23 protein-coding genes are annotated in these 24,711 nt (G+C 67.6%); 7 read left to right on the top strand and 16 right to left on the bottom strand.

The annotated features are described in order from the left end of the window. The coding region (locus AC10QF_RS19800; RefSeq protein WP_494542727.1) for an integrase core domain-containing protein at positions 1-132 on the top strand (132 nt) is incomplete at its 5' end. A gap of 182 nt (positions 133-314) precedes the next feature. Here the strand turns inward: AC10QF_RS19800 and AC10QF_RS19795 are convergent. After that, entirely contained in the window at positions 315-1,073 is a 759-nt protein-coding gene (locus tag AC10QF_RS19795) for an SDR family NAD(P)-dependent oxidoreductase (protein WP_494542726.1), read from the bottom strand. A gap of 114 nt (positions 1,074-1,187) precedes the next feature. On the opposite strand from AC10QF_RS19795, the gene AC10QF_RS19790 reads away from it, so the two are divergent. Next, on the top strand, positions 1,188-2,102 hold the full coding sequence (locus tag AC10QF_RS19790) for a LysR family transcriptional regulator (protein WP_111176546.1): 915 nt from the start codon (positions 1,188-1,190) through the stop codon (positions 2,100-2,102). Between the two features lie 64 nt (positions 2,103-2,166). Here AC10QF_RS19790 and AC10QF_RS19785 read toward each other — a convergent pair whose 3' ends face one another. Continuing rightward, on the bottom strand, positions 2,167-2,661 hold the full coding sequence (locus AC10QF_RS19785; RefSeq protein WP_069139367.1) for a histone: 495 nt from the start codon (positions 2,659-2,661) through the stop codon (positions 2,167-2,169). Positions 2,662-2,772: 111 nt separating this feature from the next. On the opposite strand from AC10QF_RS19785, the gene AC10QF_RS19780 reads away from it, so the two are divergent. Then, a complete protein-coding gene (locus AC10QF_RS19780) occupies positions 2,773-3,144 on the top strand; it encodes a hypothetical protein (protein ID WP_146257476.1) in 372 nt (123 codons plus the stop codon). Between the two features lie 292 nt (positions 3,145-3,436). On the opposite strand, the gene gcvH is transcribed toward AC10QF_RS19780, so the two are convergent. The 7 genes from gcvH to nudE form a co-directional block, all read right to left on the bottom strand. Next, a complete protein-coding gene (gcvH, locus tag AC10QF_RS19775; RefSeq protein ID WP_005418426.1) occupies positions 3,437-3,832 on the bottom strand; it encodes a glycine cleavage system protein GcvH in 396 nt (131 codons plus the stop codon). A 93-nt stretch (positions 3,833-3,925) separates the two neighbouring features. After that, a complete protein-coding gene (gene gcvT / locus AC10QF_RS19770) occupies positions 3,926-5,038 on the bottom strand; it encodes a glycine cleavage system aminomethyltransferase GcvT (protein ID WP_005418427.1) in 1,113 nt (370 codons plus the stop codon). A gap of 159 nt (positions 5,039-5,197) precedes the next feature. Continuing rightward, positions 5,198-5,500, bottom strand: coding sequence for an Mpo1-like protein (locus AC10QF_RS19765; protein WP_494542725.1), 303 nt, complete (start codon positions 5,498-5,500; stop codon positions 5,198-5,200). Positions 5,501-5,624: 124 nt separating this feature from the next. Beyond that, positions 5,625-5,954 carry a YnfA family protein gene (locus tag AC10QF_RS19760; RefSeq protein WP_494542724.1) on the bottom strand — a complete coding sequence of 110 codons (330 nt, stop codon included), beginning with the start codon at positions 5,952-5,954 and terminating at the stop codon, positions 5,625-5,627. Further along, positions 5,951-6,790, bottom strand: coding sequence for a nucleoside triphosphate pyrophosphohydrolase (gene mazG / locus AC10QF_RS19755; RefSeq protein WP_111129455.1), 840 nt, complete (start codon positions 6,788-6,790; stop codon positions 5,951-5,953). Before mazG ends, AC10QF_RS19760 begins: the two co-directional genes overlap by 4 nt. Before the next feature lie 13 nt (positions 6,791-6,803). Next, entirely contained in the window at positions 6,804-7,607 is an 804-nt protein-coding gene (gene cysQ, locus AC10QF_RS19750) for a 3'(2'),5'-bisphosphate nucleotidase CysQ (protein WP_053499520.1), read from the bottom strand. Next, on the bottom strand, positions 7,604-8,167 hold the full coding sequence (nudE, locus tag AC10QF_RS19745) for an ADP compounds hydrolase NudE (protein ID WP_111176550.1): 564 nt from the start codon (positions 8,165-8,167) through the stop codon (positions 7,604-7,606). The genes cysQ and nudE overlap by 4 nt, the downstream gene beginning before the upstream one ends. Positions 8,168-8,244: 77 nt before the next feature. On the opposite strand from nudE, the gene bioA reads away from it, so the two are divergent. Both bioA and AC10QF_RS19735 read left to right on the top strand, forming a co-directional pair. Then, entirely contained in the window at positions 8,245-9,636 is a 1,392-nt protein-coding gene (bioA, locus tag AC10QF_RS19740; protein ID WP_065178189.1) for an adenosylmethionine--8-amino-7-oxononanoate transaminase, read from the top strand. Further along, the gene (locus AC10QF_RS19735) at positions 9,627-10,364 is read left to right on the top strand and encodes a 16S rRNA (uracil(1498)-N(3))-methyltransferase (RefSeq protein WP_053499524.1); all 738 of its coding nucleotides are present in this window, start codon (positions 9,627-9,629) and stop codon (positions 10,362-10,364) included. The genes bioA and AC10QF_RS19735 overlap by 10 nt, the downstream gene beginning before the upstream one ends. A 102-nt stretch (positions 10,365-10,466) precedes the next feature. Here AC10QF_RS19735 and AC10QF_RS19730 read toward each other — a convergent pair whose 3' ends face one another. The 7 genes from AC10QF_RS19730 to pilG form a co-directional block, all read right to left on the bottom strand. Next, on the bottom strand, positions 10,467-10,931 hold the full coding sequence (locus tag AC10QF_RS19730) for a chemotaxis protein CheW (RefSeq protein ID WP_197599068.1): 465 nt from the start codon (positions 10,929-10,931) through the stop codon (positions 10,467-10,469). Further along, entirely contained in the window at positions 10,928-12,265 is a 1,338-nt protein-coding gene (locus AC10QF_RS19725) for a chemotaxis protein CheB (RefSeq protein ID WP_353075817.1), read from the bottom strand. Before AC10QF_RS19725 ends, AC10QF_RS19730 begins: the two co-directional genes overlap by 4 nt. Beyond that, complete coding sequence (locus AC10QF_RS19720; RefSeq protein WP_494542723.1) at positions 12,252-18,965, bottom strand: Hpt domain-containing protein; 6,714 nt, start codon at positions 18,963-18,965, stop codon at positions 12,252-12,254. Before AC10QF_RS19720 ends, AC10QF_RS19725 begins: the two co-directional genes overlap by 14 nt. Before the next feature lie 100 nt (positions 18,966-19,065). Next, positions 19,066-21,102, bottom strand: coding sequence for a methyl-accepting chemotaxis protein (locus AC10QF_RS19715; protein WP_049415562.1), 2,037 nt, complete (start codon positions 21,100-21,102; stop codon positions 19,066-19,068). Positions 21,103-21,143: 41 nt separating this feature from the next. After that, a complete protein-coding gene (locus tag AC10QF_RS19710) occupies positions 21,144-21,674 on the bottom strand; it encodes a chemotaxis protein CheW (RefSeq protein ID WP_005418454.1) in 531 nt (176 codons plus the stop codon). Continuing rightward, positions 21,674-22,036, bottom strand: coding sequence for a response regulator (locus AC10QF_RS19705; protein ID WP_005410717.1), 363 nt, complete (start codon positions 22,034-22,036; stop codon positions 21,674-21,676). The genes AC10QF_RS19710 and AC10QF_RS19705 overlap by 1 nt, the downstream gene beginning before the upstream one ends. A gap of 18 nt (positions 22,037-22,054) precedes the next feature. Continuing rightward, entirely contained in the window at positions 22,055-22,456 is a 402-nt protein-coding gene (gene pilG, locus AC10QF_RS19700) for a twitching motility response regulator PilG (RefSeq protein WP_005418455.1), read from the bottom strand. Between the two features lie 240 nt (positions 22,457-22,696). Between pilG and gshB the strand changes: the two genes are divergently transcribed. Then, positions 22,697-23,644 carry a glutathione synthase gene (gene gshB / locus AC10QF_RS19695; RefSeq protein ID WP_494542722.1) on the top strand — a complete coding sequence of 316 codons (948 nt, stop codon included), beginning with the start codon at positions 22,697-22,699 and terminating at the stop codon, positions 23,642-23,644. Continuing rightward, on the top strand, positions 23,644-24,528 hold the full coding sequence (locus AC10QF_RS19690; RefSeq protein WP_494542721.1) for an energy transducer TonB family protein: 885 nt from the start codon (positions 23,644-23,646) through the stop codon (positions 24,526-24,528). The genes gshB and AC10QF_RS19690 overlap by 1 nt, the downstream gene beginning before the upstream one ends. Positions 24,529-24,711 lie beyond the last annotated feature (183 nt).

Below are 24,711 nucleotides of genomic sequence, written 5' to 3'. Positions count from 1 at the left end.
TCAGAGCAACGCGATGCCGTGCTACCTGAATGGCTGCATCACTACAACTGGCACCGACCCCACATGGGGATCGGCAGCCAGCCGCCTATTTCCAGAATCCCGCTGAACAACGTGGTGGGTTTACACACCTAGCTGTCCTCGCGTCGCCCCACATCATCCGACACGGGCTAAGCGGGCGCCTAGCCTGGGCTGACTTTGGGGGCAAATGCGCCATCATGGCGTTGTTGTGTAGGGCCGAGCCGAGCCGTGCTCGGCTGAGCGGAATCCTGGCGCAAGACGGCCGAGCATGGGCTCGGCTCTACAGCTCCGCAGCATTAGTGCGCGAAGTAGTGCATGCCGCCGTCCACCGGAATCACCGCGCCTGTGATGTAGCCGGCCAGCGGCGAGGACAGGAACGCCACCAGTGGCGCCACTTCCTCGGGTTCACCGAAGCGTCCGATCGGGATGTTGCTGGCGATGAACGCACGTCGGCTTTCCTCGGTGGGATGCAGGCGTTCCAGGATCTGCGCGCTGTTGATGCGCCCCGGTGCAATCGCATTCACCGTAATGCCCTGCCCGGCCACCTCCGACGACAGCCCCTTGCTCCACAGATGCAGCGCCGCCTTCGCCGCAGTGGCCGCGTTCACCGCACGCGGTTCCATCGAACCACTGAAATTGATCACCCGTGCCCATGCCTGCGCCTGCATGCCAGGCAACAGCGCCTGGGTCATCCGCCGCGCGGCGGAAAAGTTCAGGGCGATCGCTTCCTCCCAGACATCATCATCGGCATCGACGGTGGTCGGCCGGGAGCCACCTGCGGCGTTGACCAGGATGTCGACGCGTTGCAATGCCTCCCGGGATGCCTGCGCGATGTACCGGACGTCACCGGCCACGGTGACATCGCCGGCCACGATGACCGGTGCCGCGCCGCCTTCGGCTTCGATCCGCGCCGCAAGCGCCTGCAGCGGTGCCCGCTGCCGTGACGTGATGGCAACGCGCACGCCCTGGGCCGCCAGCTGCCTGGCGACGGCGGCACCGATGCCGCTGGCCGCGCCCGTCACCAAAGCGGTGCGGCCTGCAAGATTCAAGTCCATGGTGTTCTCCTGTCCGCATGGCCGGCCAATCCAGCCCTTGCACGACATGCTGTTTGATCACCCCTGATTGATAAACTCCGCGCAGGTTTCAGCATTCAACACCCGGGGTGTCAGATGAACCTGCTGGAAAGCATGCAGGTCTACGTGCTGATCGTGGACAAGGGCAGCCTCAGTGCTGCAGCTGCGGCGATGGACATCTCCGCGACGATGGCCGGCAAGCATCTGCGTGCATTGGAATCACGGCTGGGCATGCAGCTGTTGAGCCGAACCACCCGGCGCCAGCACACGACGCCGTTCGGCCAGGACTACTACACGCGCTGCCGGGAGATCCTGCGCCTGGTGGACGAAACCGATGCGCAGGCGCAGCACCAGCACCTGGCACCGGCGGGCACGCTGCGCATCAGTGCACCGGTGATCTTCGGTACGCATGCACTGGTACCGGCACTGGCCGAGTACATGGCGCGCCATCCGGATGTCCGGGTCGAAGCGACGCTGACCGATCGCGTAGTCGACCTCGCCGAAGAGGGCTTCGAAGCGGCGCTGCGGATCGGCACGCTGGCCGACAGCAGCGTGCTGGTGGCGCGAGCCCTGGCCCCTTATCGCCTGATGATGTGCGCCTCGCCGGCGTATCTGGCCAGGCATGGCGCGCCAGACAGCGTGCATGCACTTGCCGGCCATCAATGCCTGTCGTTCGAACCGAGTGCACTTGCGCAGTGGCTGCAGGACGACGCTGGCGAGCTCGACCACGTGCCCGACGGCCGGCTGCAGATCAACAATGGCGAAGCGCTGCGTTCGGCGGCGCTGCATGGCCTGGGCATCATCCTGCAGTCGACGCTGCTGCTGGCAGCCGATGTCGAGGCTGGGCGACTGGTGCAGCTGCTCCCAGGGCACGGCCAGGCCGGTCGGCCGATGCACGTGGTCTATGCGCACGATCGTTACCATTCCACCCGCCTGCGCAGCTTCCTCGACTTCCTGGTGGAACGATTCCCGCCGGCAATCGCCCAACCAGGCGACCGAAGCCGCCCATAAAAAAACCCCCTCCCCGCTGGGCAGCCAGGGAAGGGGGTTTCAGGATGCGGCTATCGGGAAGTACTTAGATCAGCGGCGCCGGGGTTGCCGGCAGAGCGACCGGAGCGGCCTTCTTCTTGCGGGCGGCCGGCTTGCGCTTGGCAACCTTCTTCGCTGCCTTCTTCGGGGCAGCCTTCTTGGTGGCCTTCTTCGCGGTCTTCTTTACTGCCTTCTTGGCGGTCTTCTTGACGGCCTTCTTGGCAGTCGCCTTCTTTGCGACCTTCTTGGCCGGCTTGCGGGCCGTAGCCTTCTTGGCAGTCTTCTTGGTGGCCTTCTTGGCCGCCTTCTTCGCGGTCTTCTTGACGGCCTTCTTGGCAGTGGACTTCTTGGCGACCTTCTTCGCCGCCTTCTTCGCAGTGGTCTTCTTGGCGACCTTCTTCGCCGCCTTCTTCACTGCCTTCTTGGCAGTCGCCTTCTTCGCGACCTTCTTCACTGCCTTCTTGGCAGCGGCCTTCTTCGCGACCTTCTTCACCGCTTTCTTGGCGGCGGGCTTCTTCTTCGCAGCTTTCTTGGTTGCCATGGGATGGCTCCTCGTCAGTGATAGGGAGTTGAAACGCCCAGTTGGATCAAACCCGCGGATGCTGCGTGCGGGGACCGCCGGCGCGTCAAGCGCGCCGTTACGGATGCGGCGATGCCCGCCTCGATCGGCGGAGCGGACATCGGAACGGGAGGTGCCTTGCATTTCTCCGGGGGAAGCGGGGCCATGTCCACCGTCATCAGGGTCGCGGTGGTCTTGAAGGGGCTGCTTCGCATCGGACGATTGATTCTGCGCACTCGGTTGGGCAGGCAAGGTCTGCTGAGGCGAAACCTAATCACGGTTTTTTTTACTGTCAACAACCCCCGCGAAAAATTTTCACATCCGCGCCTTTCCGAGCGCCGTCGGCGCCACTGCTCTACGCGGCCCGCCATGGCGGTTGAAGCGTCGCGCAAGCGTGCTGCATGCACCGGCATCGATGCATACGTTGAACAAAAAGCACTTGAAATAAGCACTCCGCGCATCTAGACACAGACTCGCAACGGCATCGCGCGTGCGACGTCGATGGTCACCGGCGCCGCCACCAACGCCAGCACAACAGCGCCGCAACAGGGGGCGAAAAGTTTTCACATCCGAGTGCGTCGGCGCGGGGCTGAAACGCGGATTTGCGCAAAACTGCGCACGCCCATCGGCACCGTTCGCCTGTCGGCTGATGCCACGCCGAGGGTGCGCAGCGAACCCCGCGTCATGAGTCCGGTGCAGTCGCCAAAACAAAAACGGCCACCCGAAGGTGGCCGTTCCAGAATCCGGAAACGACGACTCAGTGGTCTTCGTTCTCCAGGGCTTCGGCGTACGCGTCCGGGTCCAGCAGCTCGTTGACCTCATCGGCGTTGGTCAGTTCGACCACGAACATCCAGCCTTCGCCGTAGGCATCTTCGTTGATGGTTTCCGGCTTGTCGGACAGGGCCGAGTTGACCTCGACGACCTTGCCGCTGATCGGGCTGTAGACGTCCGAGGCGGCCTTCACCGACTCGACGACGGCGATCTGCTCGCCAGCCTTGGCGTCGGCGCCGACTTCCGGCAGCTCGACGTAGACCAGGTCACCCAGCAGGCCCTGGGCGTGGTCGGAAATACCGACGGTGACGCGGCCATTGCCTTCGACACGGGCCCACTCATGGGACTTGAGGAACTTGAGGTCGCCGGGGATCTCGCTCATGGGACTGCTCCAGAGATATGCAGGGGTGGAAAAAACGGGGCTAGTGTAACCAACCGGCCGCCACTGCTGTCAGTGACGACCGGCACGTACGGATCAGGCGTCGGTGAGCACGCCGGGCTGCGCCTGGCCTTCCCGAACGAACGGGAACTTGACCACCCGCACCGGCACCTGACGGCCGCGGATGTCGACGGTGACCTCGCCGAGTTCACCGGCCGGCACGCGGGCGAAGGCGATGCCCTTGGCCAGCGTCGGCGAGAAGGTGCCGGACAGGATCTCGCCCTGGCCGCTGGCCGTGGTGACCGTCTGGCCGTGGCGCAGCACGCCCTTCTCGTCCATCACCAGGCCGATCATCTGGCGCGCGGTGCCGGCGCTCTTCTGCGCCTCCAGCACGTCGCGGCCGATGAAGTCGCGGCCTTCGTCCAGCGACACGGTCCAGGCCAGCGCCGCTTCGTACGGGCTGATCTCTTCGTCCATGTCCTGGCCGTACAGGTTCATGCCCGCTTCCAGGCGCAGGGTGTCGCGCGCGCCAAGGCCGGCCGGCTTCACGCCCGCCGCCAGCAGGCGGTTCCAGAAGGCGACCACGGCGTCCTGCGGAAGCAGGATCTCGAAACCATCTTCACCGGTGTAGCCGGTGCGCGCGACGAACAGCTCGACGCCGTCATCGGACTGCACCTGCAGGGCGGCGAAGCGGCCCAGCTTGGTCAACGCTGCGCGGTCGGCTTCGCGGGCCAGGCCGATCACGATGTCGCGCGCCTGCGGGCCCTGCACGGCGAGGATGGCCAGGTCCGGGCGCTGCTCGACGGCGACGCCGAACGGCGCAGCCTGCTCGCGCAGCCAGGCCAGGTCCTTCTCGCGGGTAGAGGCATTGACCACCATGCGGAAGAAGTCGTCGCCCAGGTAGTAGACGATCAGGTCGTCGATGACGCCGCCGCGCGGATTCAGCATGCACGAGTACAGTGCCTTGCCGGTCACCTTCAGCTTGTCGACCGAGTTGGCCAGCAGGCGGCGCAGGAACGGCTTGACCTGGTCACCACGCAGGTCGACCACCGTCATGTGGCTGACGTCGAACACGCCGGACTCACGGCGCACCAGATGGTGCTCGTCCAGCTGCGAGCCGTAGTGGATGGGCATGTCCCAACCCCCGAAATCGACCATCTTGGCGCCAAGGGCGCGGTGGGTATCGTTGAGCAGCGTCTTCTGGGTCATGACCGGGTCCGGCAGCAGAGGAAACAGGAAACCCCATTATCCCAGATCGGTCGCCCGCAGGCGTGCCGCAGCGCAGCGGTTCATGCAAGCGGAAGTGCAACCCGCCCCGCCCTTTCCTCTGCCGGCGAGGCAATGCCCGCAAGGCACCGCAGCCGCCCGCTACAGGCGCACCCGCCCACGCAGGATGTCGAGGAACATCACCCAGTCACCCATGAACGAGTACAGCGGATGGCGGAACGTCGCCGGTCTGTTCTTCTCGAAGAAAAAATGGCCGACCCAGGCGAACCCGTAGCCGCAGAACAGGGCGCCGAGCAGGAACAGCGGCTGGCCGCGCAGCAAGGCAGTGGCGACCAGCAGCAGGACCCCGCAACTGCCAATGAAGTGCAGCCGCCGCGATATCGGGTGGCGGTGTTCGCTGAGATAGAACGGATAGAACTCGCGGAAGCTGGCGAAGCGGGACATGAGCAGGCTCGGGGAACCAGGGTCGCCCACATCATGCGCCATCGCTGACCTTGTAGAGCCGAGCCATGCTCGGCTTGCGCGCGCCAGCGCGGTCGGAAGGAGAGCAGCCGAGCATGGCTCGGCTCTACACCGATGAGGTGCGCGGCCCGAACATGATCACCGCCATGCCGGCCAGGCACAGCGCTGCGCCCAGCAGGTCCCAGCGGCTGGGACGAATGCCATCGACCAGCCACAGCCAGAACAGCGCGGTGCCGATGTAGACGCCACCGTAGGCGGCATAGACCCGTCCACTGGCAGTCGGGTGCAGGGTCAGCAGCCAGGCGAACAGGGCCAGGCTGGCCGCCGCCGGCAGCAGCAGCCAGACGCTGCCTCCCTTGCGCAGCCACAACCATGGCAGGTAGCAGCCAACGATCTCGGCCAGCGCGGTCAGCAGGAACAGGCCAAGCGTTCTCACGCCTTCTCTGCTGCCTTGGCCTGCTGCCACAGTGCTTCCTGCGCATCCAGGTCCAGTTCGGCCAACGCCTCACCCTGTGCGTCGGCCTGCGCTTCCATCGCGCGGAAGCGACGCTCGAACTTGTGGTTGGCACCGCGCAGTGCAGCGCCCAGATCGATATCGGCATGACGCGCCAGGTTCGCGCAGACGAACAGCAGGTCGCCCAGTTCTTCCTGCAGGCGCGCCTTGTTGCCCGCGACATCGCCGCGTTCGAACTCCTCGCGCAGCTCCTGCAGCTCCTCGGCTGCCTTGTCCAGCACCGGCAGCGGACCCGGCCAGTCGAAACCGACCTTGGCCGCGCGCGACTGCAGCTTCACCGCCCGCTGCCATTCCGGCAGGCCGCGCGAGATACCGGCCAGTGCGGAGGTGTCCTGCTCGCCCTTGGCGGCACGCTCGGCGCGCTTGATCGCCTCCCAGTTGCGCGTCACCCCGTCGGCATCGTCCACGCTGACATCGGCGAACACGTGCGGGTGGCGGCGCTGCATCTTGTCGCTGATCGCACGGGCGACCTCGGCGAAGGCAAACGCGCCCTGCTCCTCGGCCATGCGTGCGTGGAACACCACCTGCAGCAGCAGGTCGCCGAGCTCGTCGCAGAGATCGTCCAGGTCACCCCGGTCGATCGCATCGGCGACTTCGTAGGCTTCCTCGATGGTGTAGGGGGCGATGGTCGCGAAGTTCTGCTCCAGATCCCACGGGCAGCCGCCCTGCGGGTCACGCAGCCGCGCCATGATCGCCAGCAGGCGCTCCAGTTCGCTGCTTGCGGCGCTGCCGGTGGTGGGGGTGTCGTGCGCGCTCATGGGGCCTCCAGGATCAGTCGGACAACCAGTCGCGCCATGGCAGGCTGGTATCACCAAGGGCAATGAAATCGCCGTTCAACAGTGTCTCGCGGCGGTTGTAGCGGAACGGCTTGCCGGTCGCCGCCGACAGCACCGCGCCGCCGGCGGCATGCAGCACGCACTGGCCAGCGGCGGTATCCCATTCGGAGGTCGGGCCCAGCCGCGGATAGACATCCAGGCCGCCTTCGGCGATCCGGCAGAATTTCAGTGACGAGCCCTGTGCGATGGTCTCGATGCGGCCCATGCGCGCCAGCAGCGCCTCGGTTTCCGGCGAGCGGTGCGAGCGGCTGGCGGCAACGCGCAGCGGAGCCGTGGCCGGCGTACGGGTGCGCAGCACGGTGTCATGCAGGCCCTGCCGCCGATAGGCCAGCTCGCCGCGCATGGCATGCCAGACGATGCCGGTGACCGGCGCCAGCACCACACCAAAGGCCGGCGCGCCCTGGTAGATCAAGGCGATGTTGACGCTGAATTCGCCGTTGCGCTTGACGAACTCGCGGGTACCGTCGAGCGGATCCACCAGCCAGTAAGCGCCCCAATGGCGGCGCTGCTCCCAGCCCACCTGCGCCGATTCCTCGGACAGGATCGGCAGGTCCGGTGTCAGCTGCCGCAGGCCCAGCTCAATGACCTGGTTGGCCGCCAGGTCGGCCGCGGTGACCGGACTGTTGTCGTCCTTGATCTGGACCTCGAATCCATCGGCATACACCTGCATGATGGCTTGGCCGGCCTGCTGGGCGATGGCGATGGCGGTCTCGCGCAGGTCCGTGGTCAGTTTGATCATCGCGTTCCCTGCAGCCACTGGCGGGCAATGAACAGCGCCGCCAGCGAGCGTCCCTCGGAGAAGTCCTCGCGCAACATCAGCTGGTCCAGTTCGGCCAGCTTCCACGGCACCACTTCCAGTTCTTCCGGCTCGTCGCCGGGCAGCTTTTCCGGGTACAGGTCGCGCGCCACCACCAGCCACGACTGGTGGCTCATGTAGGTCGGGGCAAGGGTCATTGCGCGCAGCACGTCGACCCGGCGCGCACCGTAACCGGCTTCTTCCTTCAGCTCGCGGTCGGCGGCCTGCTCGGGGGTTTCGCCGGCGTCGATCCGGCCCTTGACCAGGCCCAGTTCGTAGCGGTGCATGCCGGCGGCGTATTCACGCACCAGCAGCACGGTCTCATCGTCGAGCATCGGCACCACCACCACCGCGCCGTGGCCACGGCTGACCAGGCGCTCGAACCGGCGACGTTCACCGTTGGAGAATTCCAGGTCCAGATGCTGGCGCTGGAAGGGGCCGTTCTCCTCATCGGTGATCCGATGGATGATCGGCAAGCGACGGCCGGCACGGTCATCGTTCATGCGGAATCTCCGCGGCGGCCGGCGCCAGCGCCGGGGCCGATAGAATGTGCAGGCAGCAACATGTTCATGAGCCCGAAATGCTAGCAGACCCAACCCCCTCCCCGCTGGCCCAGCACTGGCGGCAACGCGACCTGCAGGTGCTGTGGCACCCGTGCACGCAGATGCGTGAGCATCCGGACACCCTGCCACTGGTGCCGATCGCCCGCGGTGAAGGCGCATGGCTGATCGACCACGACGGCCACCGCTACCTGGACGCCGTCAGCAGCTGGTGGACCAACCTGTTCGGCCATGCCGAGCCGCGCATCGGCGGCGCCATCGCGGCGCAGGCCGGGCAGCTGGAACAGGTGATGCTGGCGGGCTTCGGCCACGAGCCGGCGATCACCCTGGCCGAGCGCCTGCTGGCGCTGGCGCCACGCCAGCCCGGCCGCGCGCCGTTGGCCAAAGTGTTCTACGCCGACAACGGCTCGGCCGGCGTGGAAGTGGCGCTGAAGATGGCCTTCCAGTATTTCCAGAACCGCGGCGAGCCACGGCGCACGCGCTTCATCGCGCTGGAAAACGGCTACCACGGCGAGACCCTGGGTGCGCTGGCGCTGGGCGATATTCCGCTGTATCGCCGCGTCTATGCACCGCTGCTGGCCGAAGGCCTGTTCGCGCCATCGCCCGATGCCTACCTGGCCGAACCGGGCCAGAGCGCGGCAGATCGCGCACGGCAGGCTGCCGACGGCTTGGCCACGCTGTTCGACCAGCATCCGGGCGAGATCTGCGCGGTGATCCTGGAACCGCGCCTGCAGTGTGCCGGCGGCATGCGCATGCATGACCCGGTCTATCTGCAGCGCGTGCGCGAACTGTGCGATGCCCATGGCGCGTTCATGATCGCCGACGAGATCGCCACCGGCTTCGGCCGCACCGGCACCCTGTTCGCCTGCGAGCAGGCAGGGGTGATGCCGGACCTGATGTGCCTTTCCAAGGGCCTGACCGGCGGCTTCCTGCCGCTGGCCGCCGTGCTGGCCACGCAGGCGCTGTACGACGCCTTCCTCGACGACTCGCGCGAGCGCGCCTTCCTGCATTCGCACAGCTACACCGGCAATCCGCTGGCCTGCGCGGCGGCACTGGCGACGCTGGACATCTTCCGCGACGACGATGTGATCGCCCGCAACCGGGGCATCGCGTCGGTGATGGGCACGCTTGCGGCGCCATTTTCCGACCATCCGCACGTGGCCGACGTGCGCCAGGCCGGCATGGTGGTGGCGTTCGAGCTGTCGCGCGACGGCAACAGGCGCACGCCTTTCGACCCGGGCCTGCGGCTGGGCCTGAACGCTTACAAGGCCGCCCTCAAGCGCGGCGTGGTGCTGCGCCCGCTGGGCGACGTGCTGTACTGGATGCCACCCTATTGCGTGGATGACGAACAACTGGAGCTGCTGGCACACACCACGCTGGCGGCCATCGACGAGGCGATTGCATGCGCGTGACCCGCTGCCCCATCGACCTGGCGCTGCACAGCGGCCAGACCGTGACCCTGCCGGAAGAGACGGCCAACCACCTGGTGCGGGTGATGCGCCTGCGCGAGGGCGATACGTGCGTGCTGTTCAACGGCGATGGCAACGACTACAGCGCGACACTGACCGTGGCCGGCAAGCGCGAGGTACAGGTCCGCATCGATGCTGTGCAGGCCATCGACAATGAATCACCGCTGGCGATCACCCTGCTGCAGGGCATCGCCCGTGGCGAGAAGATGGACCTGATCCTGCAGAAGGCCACCGAACTGGGCGTGGCGGCGATCATTCCGGTCAACGCCGAGCGCACCGAGGTGAAGCTCGATCCAGCACGGGCCGAGAAGCGCGTGGCGCACTGGAACAACGTGGTGACGTCGGCCTGCGGCCAGTCCGGGCGTGCGCGCATCCCGCAGGTGGGTTCGCCGCTGTCGCTGGCGCAGGCTGCGGCGGTACTGCCGGCCGATACGCTGCGGCTGACCCTGGACCCGCGGGGCGCACATCGCCTGTCGACGCTGACGGCCGCTCCGGCAGGGGGCCTCGTGCTTGCGATCGGCCCGGAAGGAGGCTGGTCGCCGCGCGACCGCGACCAGCTGGCAGCGGCAGGATTCCAGGGACTGCAGCTGGGCCCGCGGATCCTGCGCACGGAAACGGCCGGTCTGGCCGCGGTCGCGGCATTGCAGGCGCGGTTGGGCGACCTGGGATAGGACAGGTTCGTGGTAGTGCCGGGCGCTGCCCGGCATCCACCGGATCATGGGGTTGCCGGCCAGCGGCCGGCACTACCGGGGATCCGACCGGCGGATTGCCGATCAGGCCACCAGCGAATCCAGGGCGGCTTCCAACGCGTCCAGGTTCGGCAGCAGCGCACTCTGCTCACCCAGCAGCACGCGCATGTGCACGGTCTGCGGCAGGGTTTCTTCGGAGGCGTCGGCCAGCAAGCCGTCGCGCGGCACCGAGATCAGCTGCGGAAAGTTCTGCGTCAGCAGCGCGTAGTACGGGCGCTGCGCGTTGCCGCTGAGGGACTTCAGCACCACCACCTTGTTGTGGCCGGCCACCGTCTCTTCGCCCAGCCCCGAAAGGCGTGCGAACGACACCAGCGGCACCTGCCAGCCGTGCCAGCCGATCTCGCCGACCAGCCAGCGCGGCGCATCGGAGACCGGCTGCACCGGCACGCGCGACATCATTTCGGCCACGGTGGCATTGGGCAGCAGCACGCGCTCGTTGCCGGCCTGGATCAGGACACCGCGGATTTCGTCATTGCTGGCGTAGCTCATGGTGCGTCTCCGTTGTCGTCCTGCTCACCCCAGCGCGCGGCAATCGCCTGCGCCAGTTCCTGCGGTTCACCGGCCACCATGCCGGCAGCCACCACGGCGGTGGCCGCCGCCGGGTCATAGCAGCCCTCGCCCACCTGCCCGGCCACCCACGCACCGGCGGCCGCCAGGTCCAGCGCCGGGCCTACGTGGGCCAGGTCGGCACCGCTGAGCAGCACCAGCGCGGTGTGTTCGGCCGGCAGCGAAGCGAGCGAAATACCGTTGGCATCGCTCTGGAAATGCAGGCCATCGCTGGCCGCGCGCACGCCGATATCATCGGCCAGCACGTGCACTTCGCCCGGCACCGCGTGCTGGCCGGCCTCGGCCAGCTGCACCGGCAACGGCGAAACACGGGACATCTGCTTGACCAGATTGCCGTAGCGGCCACCATCCAGACGCATGTGCACCAGGACCGGCACGCTCAACGACGCGGGCAGTGCGCCGAGCAGGCGACGCAACGCATCCGGGCCACCGATGCCGGCCAGCACCAGCAGCGATGCGGCACGCGCACCGGCCGGGGCGACGGCATCCAGATCGACCAGGCTCAAATGATCGGTATCGAACGAGGGCTGCGGCGCGACGACCGGCGCCACGGCTTCTGCCGATACGGGTGCTTCGATCGATTCTTCCACCAGCGACCAGGCGGTGTGATCGAAGGAGACCGGCGGTGTCGCAGGCGTCGCCGGTTCGGCCAGTGCCTGCGGCGCCGAAGGCGGATCCAGAGGCTCGGGCACGACCGGCTGCAGCGCCGCCAGGGCCTGCTCCAGCGCGATCGGTTCGTGCAGGTCTGCCGGTGGCGAATACAGGCCGTCGGCCGGAACGTCATCGGCCCAGCTCAGCGCCTGTTCCAGGTGCGGGCGCAGGGCTTCTTCCTGCGGCGCCGGCGCGGGCGCCGGATGGCCAGGCTCCAGCTGCAGGCTGGGCTCTTCTTCGGCGCCCGGCGGCAACACCTGCTGGTGGCCGTGCAGCTTGGCGGCCAGGTGGCGCCCCCAGCGTTGCGCCTCCCAGCCGTCGCGGCGGGCGGCCAGCTCAGCCTCATCGAACACCAGGGTCAGCCCCGGTGCCGAGAGCACGGATTCCAACCGTTCCAGTGCGTCCTCGATGGCAGCTTCCAGCGCGATCACCACGAACTGCGGGTCCGCGGCCTGCAGGACCTGCGGCTCCAGGCCGTTCGGATCATCTTCCAGGACCAGCTGTACATCGGCATGCGCCAGCGCCTCGCGCAGGCGTTCACGCGCCGCACCGGGGCGGGCCAGCAGGGCGACGGCCGGGGCCGGATGGGTTTCACTCACGGACACGGGCGATCCCCAGCAGGTCGTACACGTTACGCATCAGATCCAGTTCCTGGTACGGCTTGCCCAGATAACGCTGGACACCGATCTCGAAGGCACGCTGGCGGTGCTTGTCGCCGCTGCGCGAGGTGATCATCACGATCGGCACATCCCTGTAACGCGGATCGGCACGCATCACAGTGGCCAGCTCGTAGCCGTCCATGCGCGGCATCTCGATGTCCAGCAACATCAGGTCCGGCACGCGCTCTTCCAACCGCTCCAGTGCTTCCACGCCATCGCGGGCGACACTGACTTCGAAGTTGTGGCGTTCGAGGATGCGACCGGTCACCTTGCGCATGGTCAGCGAGTCATCGACCACCATCACCAGCGGCACCTGGCGTTCGTCGCGCGGCGCATTGGCCAGCACCGGTGCCGTCGGATTGGCCAGGAAGCGGCGCACCAGCGGCGCGACGTCCAGGATCACCACCACGCGCCCATCGCCGGTGATGGTGGCACCGTAGATGCCCGGTACCGATGCGATCTGCAGGCCCACCGGCTTGACCACGATTTCGCGGTTGCCCAGCACCTGATCGATCGCCACGGCTGCACGCAGGTCGCCGGCGCGGACCAGCAACAGCGGCACCTGGTCCTGGCCATCGGCACGCGCCGGGGCCTGCCCGACCAGGCTGCCGAGGTCATACAACGGATAGTCTTCGCCGCTGTAGCGGTAGCTGCTGTCGGCTGCCTCGAAACGTTCGCGCGACAGGCGGCCGATACCGCTGACCGAGGCCACCGGCACGGCGAAGGTGGTCTCGCCGATCTGCACGAACACCGCCTGGGTGACGGCCAGCGTCTGCGGCAGGCGCAGGGTGAAGCGCACGCCCTGGCCGCGCACCGACTGGATGTCGACCGAGCCGCCCAGCTGGCGCACTTCGTTGCGCACCACGTCCATGCCCACGCCACGACCGGCCAGCTGGCTGACCTGGTCGGCGGTGGAGAAACCGGAGGCGAAAATCAGGTTGTCCAGTTCCTGATCGTTCGGCTGCGCGTCGGCGGCCAACAGGCCACGGTCGATGGCGCGGCGGCGGATCGCTTCGCGATCGAGGCCGGCACCGTCATCGGCCACTTCCAGCACGATTTCCGAGCCTTCACGGTGCAGGCGGATGGCAACTTCGCCCTCTTCCGGCTTGCCGGCGGCGCGGCGCTGTTCCGGCGCTTCCAGGCCATGGGCCACCGAGTTGCGCAGCATGTGTTCGAGCGGCGCGACCATGCGATCGAGAACATTGCGGTCCAGTTCGCCGTGAGTGCCTTCCAGGGTCAGGTGCACCTGCTTGCCGGTATCCATGCCGGACTGGCGGACCACTCGGCGCAGGCGCGGCACCAGGCCATCGAACGGCACCATGCGCGCGCGCATCAGGCCGTCCTGCAGCTCGGAGCTGACGCGCGACTGTTGTTGCAGCAGCGAATCGTACTGGCGCGACAGATCGTCCAGTACCCCTTGCAGGCCGCCAAGGTCGGCCGCCGATTCGTTCAGCGCACGGCTGAGCTGCTGCAGCGTGGAGAAGCGGTCCAGCTCCAGCGGATCGAACTTCTGGTCTGCCTGGTCCTGCTCACGCTGGTAGCGGGCGACGATCTGCGCTTCGGTTTCCAGGTCGAGCCGGCGCAGCTGGTCGCGCAGTCGCGCATTGGTGCGCTCCAGCTCGCCCATCGCACCACGGAACGCGCCGAGCTGCTGCTCGAGGCGCGAGCGGTAGATCGCCACTTCACCGGCATGGTTGACCAGGCGGTCGAGCAGATCCGCGCGCACGCGCACCTGTTCCTGCTGCGGGCGTGCCAGCGGATCTTCATCGACCACGCCTTCGGCCGGCAGCGGTGCCGACAGTGGCGCATCAAGCAGTGCCGGTGCCGATGCCGGACTGGCAACCGGTGCCGAAGTGGCTTCTGCGACGCTCGCCACGTTGGCTGCGGCTGCGGCTGCAGCAGCCGCCGCAGCGATATCGGTGGTGGTACGCACTTCGAACGCGTCGACCAGGTCCTGCGCCGGTTCCACCACGCGGTGGTCGCCGGTGCGGGTGAGCAGCTGGTGCAGCCGATCAAATCCGCGCTCCAGCAACTGCACATCGCGGCGTTCGATCTCGGTGCGACCAGCGGCGACGGCTTCCAGCAACGATTCGATGCTGTGGCCAAGATCGCCGATGGCGTTGATGCCGGCCATGCGTGCGCCACCCTTCAGGGTATGCAGGTCACGCTGCAGGCCGGCCAGCACCTCGCGGTCCTGCGGCGCATCGCGCAGCTCGCTGATCAGGCCATCACAGTGGTCGAGCAGGTCCTTGCCTTCCTCGACGAAGATGTCGACCAGCTCGCGATCGTAGACGCTGAAGTCGAGCGTATCGGCGCTGTCTTCCGGCACCGGGATGTCAAGGACGTCGGGTGCCACGGTTTCAACCACGTCGGCGTCAGGCGCGCCAACGGCCGGGGCATCCGACACGGCATCGGCATCGGCAGCTTCGGCGTGGACTTCCACCTGGCCCGGCGCGTCTTCCAGTTCGAAGAACCGCACCGGTTCGGCGGTGGCCGGCGCTGCGGCCTCCGCGATCTCCTCATTCACCGTCGCCGGGGACGGCTGATCGGCGCTCTCTCCTTCACCGATCGCCGCCTCCCCGCCGACGTCCGCATCCTCGGCAAAGGCTTCCGCCTCGCCCGGCGCGAGTTCGCTGGCCTGCAGGCCGAGCACGGACCATTGCCCGTCGTCGGCCAGGGGCTGCTCTTCGTCGATCACGTGCAGGCCGGCCTCGAGCGCGGCGTCCAGCGAGACCGGTTCTGCAAACCCCGGCGCAGCCATTTCATCCTGCAGGCTCGACAGCTCGCTGTCGAGCGGCAGTGCAGCAGGCGTCTCGAATGCCTCAGCGTCCGCGACGTGCACGTGATCGAACGAGGACGCATTCAGGTCAGATGCGACGGCTTCGACAGCATCAGGAATCTCTTCGGCATCGCGGTCGTCGACCGGCAGCGCACTGGCATCCAGGTACGGCGACAGATCGTCCACGACGGTCAAACCGGCATCGTCGGCCAACAGCGGCGCGCTTTCGGCCTCCGCCTGGACACCGTCTACCTCAACGCCCGGAACGTCGTCGGCCACCTGGATCGATTCGACCACCGGTAGCGACGCCGCTCCCTCACCCGGTACCGACGGCCATCCGGCATCGAAGTAGCGCGAAAGATCGTCGCTGGCGGTCAGCTCACCGACCTCCAGCCCGCCCTCGCCCTCGATCGCGGCATCCTCGACCGGGGTTTCGGCGACATCGGCAACTGCCTGTGGTTCCTGCTCCGGCGCGACGGACGAAAGCGGTACCGCATCGGTTTCAGGCGCGACGGCTGCCGGGGCGTCCGCATCCCAGTCCGCCGTCGGTTCGTCATCCAGCGCCAGCTCAGCTTCGTCGTCCTCCAGGCCCACCATCGGCCAGCGCGCTTCCGGCAACTCGCTGGCCAGCGCCTGCAGGCGCTGTGCCAGTACCTGTTGCGGTGCGATACGCGGCTGTTCGGCCTGCAGCGCTTCCATGGTGGCGGTGATCGCCTGCGCGGTCGCATCCAGCGCGGCCACGCCTTCATCACCCGGCACCACTTCGGCGGCCAGTGCACGCTTGATGTAGGACTCGGCACCGCCGGTTACAGCCGTGATCTCGGGCACTTCGGTCATCGCGAAGGCGCCGTTCATGGTGTGCACTGCGCGCAGGAGTGCGTCGCTGACCGGCTGCGGTGCCTGCTGCGCCGAACGCAGCCAGTCCTGCAGGGTGGCCTGATGGACTTCCACCTCGGCCTCGAGAATCTCGCGCAGCACGCTGTCGATGTTGGCCGGCGTGCCGGTGGCTTCGGCCTTCTCGGCGGTATCGGCCAGCGCCGAAGCGGCAACCTCCGCGTCGAGAATGCGGATGATCTCGTCTTCGCCCTCGACTTCGGCCACCGGTGCAACCGATGCAGTGGCCCCAGGCAGGGGTACGTAGTAGGTCTCCTCGCCTGCACCGACACGATCGGCGATGGCCTGCATGGCCTGCAGGTCAACGCTGATGCGGTGGCCATGGCGCAGCGCCGCGTTCAGCTGCGGCAGCGCCGCATGCGCGTTGTCGACCATCGCCAGCACGGCGGGAGATGCGGCGCGGCTGCCATCCAGCACGCGGTTGAGCATGCCTTCGATCTTCCACGCGAACTCACCCAGGGTGCGTGCGCCGACCAGGCGGCCACTGCCCTTGAGGGTATGGAAGATGCGGCGGATCGGGCGCAGCCGGTCCATGTTGTCCGGCTGCATGCGCCATGCCGGCAGCAGCGTGCCGAGATTGGCCAGCTCATCGTCGAACTCTTCCAGGAACACCTCGCGGATGTCCTCGTCGATGTTCTCGGCATCGTCGTCGAAACCGGCGTCGAAGCCCGCATTGGTGTCGGCGTCGGTCCCGGCAACGGCCGAATCCACCGCCTCCGGCGCTGCCGCAGCGGCCATCGCCTGTGGATTGAAGCCGGCAGCGGCCGCACTCAACTCGGCGAAGAACTGGGCGTCGGCCTCGCTGAAATCGATCGGCGCGATGGTGTCGATATCGATCACCGACACGGCCGGAGCGGACGTATCCGCCGCAGGAGCCGCCGCATCGATCAACGGCGACGTGATCGACGGTACCGGCAGGTCATCCGGGGCCTCATCCACCCCGGTCAGCGGCGGAACGACGGCATCGACGATCTCCAGCGACGGATGCAACGCGGCGTCATCGTCCAGCGACAGCGTTTCCATCGCATGCAGCGACAGCACGTCGTCAGCGTTGTCCAGCGCGTCGGCATCGAAGCGGAACACCACGTCGTCGGCCACGGCAGCCGCATCCTGTTCGGCCGCCACCGGGTCGAACACCGGTGCAGCATCGAAAGCGGTCGCGGAGGAATCCACCGCGTCCGTCCTCTCATCGATCACAGGCGCTGCGCTTTCCTCAAGCATCTGCGGCGCCCCGGACAGCGACCACTGCGGCGCACCGGAGTGATCACCCTCGGCCAGCTCGAAGCTGACCGGATCGAAACTGGCGAAGGTCGGGCTGCGCTCGTCATCGGCAGGCACGATGGCGTCGGCCTCCGGATGGAACGGCGCCAGCTCCCACTGCGGGACATCCGGCGCAGGTGCGCTGGACGCCGCGAAGACCAGCGATGCGTCCGCATCGTCGTGCGTCGGCAATGGCGAAGCACCGGTATCAGCCGTGCTGGCGGCCACGGCTGCCACGGTGCCCAGCGCGCCGAACATCAGGCGGTTGTCGGACACCATCGGCGCCGGCGAGGCCGGCGGCGGATCGAAGGTGAAGTCCGGCAGTGGCACCGGCACGTCGCCGGCAGCGGGCGCCGCAGGCTGCACCGGAACCTCGATGCGCTCCGGCTGCAGGGGCTCGGCCTGCAACGCAACCGGCTCACGTTCGACCGGCAGCAGTGCCGGCGCGTCCGGCGCAACGGCATTGTGCTCCGGCAGCGGCCAGTAGCGCAGTGCCTCGAGGCTGCTGCGGGTGATTTCGAGGATGTCTTCTCGGCCCGGGCGGCGGTCGCGCAGGGCTTCCAGGTAGTACTCCAGGCTGGCCATGGCATCGGCCAGGGTGTCCAGTTGGCGGCCGCTGGGCACGCGCTGGCGGCCGATCAGTTCGGCCTCGATGTACTGCTGCACGCCGCGCAGGTAATCGGCGGCGGTACCCAGGTCGAGCATGCGCAGCGCGCCGGACACATCGCCCAGCAGGCGTGGCACATCCTGCAGCTCGGCATGGTTCCAGCTGGTTTCGATGAAGGCGACGAAATGCTCGCGGGCAGCGGCGAAGTTGGCGATGGCTTCATGCGCCAGCACCTCCACCGTTCGCCGGTTCTCGACCGCGCTCGGGTCGTCCTCGCCACTGCCGCCGGCGCCCAGATGGGCAACCTGGTCGTCCAGCGAGGCATCGACGTACAGCAGTGCACCGGCAATATCCAGCAGCAGGTTCTCGTCGATCTGCTGGCGACCTTCGACCACGCCGCGCAGCGCATCGCGCTGCTGCACGACCACGCCGCGGGCCACGCCCAGGCCCATCATGCCCAGCGTATCGGCCACGGCGCCGAGCTCGTTGGCCTGGGTCTGCAGCTGTTCCGGCGCACCACCGGTGCGCAGGTGCAGGTCAAGCGCATCCTTGATGCGCAGCAGTTCTTCCTTCACCGCGCTGCCGACCGTGTCGAGCAGCTCGCGATTACGCCCGCTCAGGCTGCCACGGGCATGGTCCAGCTCGGCCTCGGTGGCGGTGACGCTGTCCGGCGCAAAGGCCAGCAGCACACTGTCAGTGACGCCTTCTTCGCCGCGCGACGCGCGGATCTCGTTGAGCAGCGGCATCAGCACGATCGGAATGTCGCGATGGCCGTTCTGCAGGCGTTCCAGATAGTCGGGCAGCAGCACGCTGCCACGCATCAGGGTTGCGCAGGCTTCATCACGGTCGGCCACGCGGCCGGCGCCGATGGCGTTGGCCAGCTGCTCCAGCTCTTCGGCCACCATCGCCGGGGCATACAGCTCGACCATGCGCAGGGTGCCCTGCACCTGGTGCAGGTAGCCGGCGCAGATGCGCATGCGGCTGGCATCGGTCGGGTCTTCGGCGTAGTACTCGACCTCGTTGCGCACCTGGCGCAGGGTCTCGTCCAGCTCGGGCTTGACCCAGCCCAGCGCTGCGTGGCTCATCGCATCGCGCAGACTGCTCATGGACGCGCTCCGTTCGCCGCCGCGCGGTGGCCGCGCGAGTTCTGGCGTGGGGAATGGAAATGCTTCATCGACTGGTTCCTTGCTCGCCGCCCTGCCCGTGTCACGCCGGCAGCTTGAAGTCGGCGACCGAACGGCGCAGGTCCGCCGCCAGCTGCGCGAGGTGGCCGATCGACTCGGCGGTCTGTCCGGCACCCTGCGAGGTCTGCCCGGTGATCTGCCGGATCACGCCCATGGTGCGGGTGATGTCCGAGGCGGCGGCCGACTGCTGCTGGGCGGCGATGGAGATGTTCTTGATGAGGGTGTTCAGCGCGTTTGACACGCGTTCGATCTCGGTCAGCGCGGTACCGGCGTCCTCGGCCAGGCGCGCACCAGACACCACTTCGGCCGTGGTCTGCTCCATCGAGGTGACCGCTTCATTGGTGTCGGCCTGAATGGCCTGGACCAGGTTTTCGATGCGTCGGGTCGCACCCGAGGTGCGTTCTGCCAGGCGCTGCACTTCGTCGGCCACGACCGCGAAACCGCGGCCCGCTTCACCGGCCGACGCCGCCTGCACCGCCGCGTTCAACGCCAGGATGTTGGTCTGCTCGGAAATGTCGTTGATCAGTTCCACGATCGAGCCGATTTCCTGCGACGACTCGCCCAGGCGCTTGATGCGCTTGGAGGTTTCCTGGATCTGGTCACGGATCTGGTCCATGCCCTGGATGGTCTCGCGCACCACGCCGGCACCCTCGGCGGCGATCACCACCGAACGCTGTGCCACGTCGGCCGACTCGGCCGAGTTGCGCGACACCTGCTCGATGCTCGCCGCGATTTCGCCGATGCGGTCCGAGGCCGAGGTGATCTGGTTGGCCTGGTGGCCCGCCGCCTCTGCCAGCTGCATGGCGGTGGCCTGCGTTTCCTGGGTGGACATCGCGACCTTGGCCGAGGTGTCGTTGATGGTGGTCACCAGGTGGCGCAGCTCGTCCACCGCGTAGTTGATCGCGTCGGCGATCGCGCCGGTCATGTCCTCGGTCACCGAGGCCTTCACCGTCAGGTCGCCCTCGCCGAGCGAGGAGATTTCGTCCAGCAGCCGCATGATCGCCTGCTGGTTGCGGCTGTTGAATTCCACCTGGGTCTGGTAGCGCAGTTCCTGCTCGCGCGAGCGGCTGCGCACGTTGGTGGAGACGAAGCCGATGATCGCGATCAGCGACAGCGCACCGGAGACCACGCCAATCCAGAAGTTCGGGAACAGGCGGGTGTCGGATACCGAGCCGAACGAGGAGAACGCGTCGAACAACTTGCGGCTGTCATCCAGCATGTGGGCCGAACCCTGGCCCAGCGCGGTGGCAGCGGACTGCGCCGCAAACAGCTGGCGCGAGCTGGCCAGGATCGCGTCGGCGTCCTGCTTCATCGCTTCCCACTTCTGCTGCGACTGTTCCAGCGCGGCCACGGCGGCGGCACCGCGCACGGCGGTGATGCCCAGTTCCTCGTTGCCGTTGCGCAGGCCGTCGAGCACCTGCGAGAACACGGTGATGTCACGTGCCAGCGCATCGCCGGAGGTCGCCGCGGCGCTGCCACCGGCACGCATTTCGGTCACGCGGCGGGCCATCGAACCGGCCACCACGACCTGCTGCAGCGCGCTGTACACCTGCGACGAGGGCGCGCCGGAAGCGGACATCGCACGCACCAGCTCGTTCAGCTGGGCCTGCAGGCCCGGCACTGCGCCGGTGAAGTTGTTCGCGTTGCCGGCCAGCGCCAGCACGGCCGGTTCGCTGGCCACCAGCTGCCCGGCCTGCTTGCCCAGCGGCGCCCAGGTCTCGCCGAGGGTGGCGATGGCACCGGCTACGCCCGGCTCCTTGCCGTAGCGTCCCTGCAGGGTCGACACGTTCTGCTCGATCGCGTTGCGGGTGGCCTTGAAGGCGGTGAAGGCCTGGGCGTTGCCGCCGACCGCGTCACGTCCCTGGTTGGCCAGCTGCTGCGACAGCACCTGCAGGTCGGCGGCCTTGGAGCCGGCGTCGGCAAGGCGGCTGCCCTGCCAGGTGGCGACGCCGGTGTTGACGCCGAACAGGATCATCGATGCCAGCAGCAGGAACAGCCAGAGGTTGCTGCCGCCCAGCCGCAGCTTGCCGGTCTTGGTGGCGTCCGAAGCAGTACTCATCGTTCAACCTCGATCTTCAATGCAGGGGGCGATGCCCGGCCTCAGGCCGCGGCTTGCCGGAATTCAGGGGTGCGCGACAGCAGCGAGAGCGAGAACACGCCCCAGTCGTGGCCGTCGGCATGGAAAGCACGATCGACGAAATGCCCGTAGCGGCCTTCGGCCAACGTGCCCGCTTCGATCTGCTGGTCCAGCTCGAAGCTGCGCTGGCCGAACAGTTCATCGATGGTCAGTGCGACGTCGCCGCCGGCCTGGCGCATGATCAGCACGCGCTGGCCTTCCTGCTGCACGGTGCGCGTGCCTTCCAGGAAGTACTTCAGGTCGACCACCGGGAACAGGTTGCCGCGCAGGTTGCCCACGCCCAGCAGCCAGGGCTGCGCACAGGGCACCGGGGTCACCGGTGGCATCGGTACGATTTCCACTACTTCGCGGAAATCGGACACCAGCCGGCGCTGGCCGACGCGGAAACCCACGCCACGCCACAGGTCCTGGGCAAACTGCTTCCCGGGCAGCTGCACCGCATGGGCCAGGCTGCGCCGTTCATAGGCTTCAAGGATGTCGAAGGGCGAGCGCATCAGGCCACCAGTTCGTTGATCCGCGCGATCAGTTCATCCTCGCGCGGCGGCTTGACGATGTAATCGGCGGCGCCCTGGCGCAGGCCCCAGGCCTTGTCGGTTTCCATCGCCTTGGTGCTGACGATGATCACCGGGATGTGCTTGATCGCCGCATCACGGGCCATCGCACGGGTCGCCTGGAAACCGCTCATGCCGGGCAGGACCACGTCCATCAGCACCAGCTGCGGCACCTGGTCGCGGACCAGCTGCAGGCCATCCTCGGCGTTGTCCGCTTCCAGCACTTCGTGGCCGGCACGGCGCAGCCACTGGGTGAACACCGCGCGGTCGGTCGGTGAATCCTCGATCAGGACGATACGAGCCATTGTGCCTTTCCCCCCTGGTCAGGCGTTGACGTATGTGCGGATGGCACCCAGCAGTTCTTCACGCGTAAAAGGCTTCGTCAGGTACTGCTCCGAGCCGACGATGCGTCCCCGCGCCTTGTCGAACAGGCCATCCTTGGACGACAGCATGATGACCGGGGTCGCCTTGAACAGCTGGTTGCCCTTGATCAGCGCGCAGGTCTGGTACCCGTCCAGGCGCGGCATCATGATGTCGACGAAGATGATCTGCGGCTGCTGGTCTGCGATCTTGGCAAGCGCTTCGAAGCCGTCGGTGGCGGTGACCACCTCGCAGCCTTCGCGCTTGAGCAGCGTTTCCGCAGTCCTGCGGATGGTCTTCGAATCATCGATGACCATCACCCGGAGTCCTGCGAGTTCCCCGCCCGCAGTCGTGTTTTCAGTCATTGCCTATCCCCAAGCGCACGGCCCGATCTCTGGCGGGGGCCGCTGCGAAAGCGTATCTATATCGCACTTTCCGCGCCCGCTTCAAGGCCGCCCCACGGCGCGGGGCATGGCCCCCTCCTGAACGTGACGGGTTTCGCAATGAGTGCGCGACCGCCGGGCGGACGCTGCGTTGCAGTATGGCAGGGAGGCGCGCGACCGGCGTTGCCGCTACCATCAACGCCTTGCCTGACAGGTGCGACCATGCCGTTGAACGTCATCGTGGTGATGGACCCCATCGCCCACATCAAGATCGCCAAGGACACCACCTTCGCCATGCTGCTGGAAGCCCAGCGCCGCGGCCATGCCCTGCACTACGTGCGGCCGGGCGGACTGGCCCTGGAAGGTGGCGTGGCGGTGGCCCAGACCGCGCCGCTGCAGGTGCGCGACGACCCGGCCGGCTGGTATGAGCTGGGTGAGTTCAGCCGTACCGAGTTCGGACCCGGCCAGATCGTGCTGATGCGCAAGGACCCGCCGGTCGACGCCGAGTACATCTACGACACCCAGGTGCTGGACGTGGCCACCGCTGCCGGTGCCTGCGTGGTCAACAACCCGCAGGGCCTGCGCGACTACAACGAGAAGCTGGCTGCCCTGCTGTTCCCGCAGTGCTGCCCGCCGACCCTGGTCAGCCGCGATGCCAAGGCGCTGAAGGCCTTCGCCCTCGAACACGGCCAGGCGGTGCTGAAGCCGCTGGACGGCATGGGCGGCCGCTCGATTTTCCGCAGCGGCCAGGGCGATCCGAACCTGAACGTGATCCTGGAGACACTGACCGACGGCGGCCGCAAGCTGGCGCTGGCCCAGAAGTTCATTCCCGACATCAGCGCCGGCGACAAGCGCATCCTGCTGGTCGACGGCGAACCGGTCGATTACTGCCTGGCGCGCATTCCCCAGGGTGACGAGTTCCGCGGCAACCTGGCGGCCGGGGGCCGTGGCGAAGGGCGCCCGTTGAGCGAGCGTGACCGCTGGATCGCCGGCCAGGTCGGCCCGGAGATGAAGCGTCGTGGCATGCGCTTCGTCGGCCTGGACGTGATCGGCGATTACCTGACCGAGGTCAACGTGACCAGCCCGACCTGCGTGCGCGAGCTCGACGCGCAGTACGGCCTGAACATTGCCGGCACCCTGTTCGACGCGCTCGAGGCCGGCCTGCGCTGATGCCGTCCGCACCTGCCGTTCTGCCCCCGCCGCCACGCGAAGCGCAACGGCTGGGGGCCACCATCGCACTGTCGGTGCTGGTCCACGCCCTGCTGATCCTGGGCGTGGGCTTCGCCGTGAAAGGCGATGCTCCGCTGGTGCCGACGCTGGAAGTGATCTTCAGCCAGACGCGCACCGCACTGACGCCAAAGCAGGCTGATTTCCTTGCCGCCGCCAACCAGGAAGGCGGTGGCGAGCACGACCGCGCACAGCGTCCGCGCGACAACCAGGCCGGCATCGTGCCGCAGGCCCAGTCCGGGTTGAGCCCGGTGCCGCAGCAACAGCAATCGGCCGCGCCGGTTCCGCCGCCGCAGACACGGGTGGTCAGCAGCCGCAACGGACAGGACTCGGTGGCACAGGCGCAGGCCCAGCCATCCCCGGAACGCCCCGAGCCGGACGCGCCGTTGAGTGCACGCGAGCAGCGCGACGTGGAGATGGCGCGACTGGCTGCCGAGGTGCATCTGCGCTCGGCGCAGTATGCCAAGCGCCCGAATCGCAAGTTCGTGTCGGCCAGCACGCGTGAATATGCCTATGCCAATTACCTGCGCGCCTGGGTCGACCGCGCCGAGCGCGTCGGCAACCTGAATTACCCGGACGAGGCCCGGCAGCGCCGGCTCGGCGGCCAGGTGGTGATCAGCGTGGGCGTGCGCCGCGATGGCAGCGTGGAGAGCAGCCGCATCCTGCGTTCAAGCGGGACGCCGCTGCTGGATGAAGCGGCGTTGCGGGTGGTGCAGCTGGCCCAGCCGTTCCCGCCGTTGCCAAAGACCGAGGACGAGATCGACATCCTGCAGGTCACCCGCACGTGGGTGTTCCTGCCGGGTGGCACCCTGCACGACGACCGGTAGGGATTTGTTGCCCGGGCCTGCGGCCCGGGACCCGCTGAAAGGCTAGAGCAACGGCAACAGCAACAGCGGCGGTTGGTGTACTGAAGCGTGGCGAGGCGGTGTCGGGCGGCGGGGACGCCGCAAGTACGTCCGTGTAGGCTTAGCCGCGGCATCCATGCCGCGGATACCCCGCCGCCCGACACC

The organism is Stenotrophomonas maltophilia complex sp. Om-AH-Sm3 (genome assembly GCF_059337855.1).
Note: the sequence above shows the minus strand (reverse complement) of the source record. Positions and strands in the feature narration are given on the sequence as shown.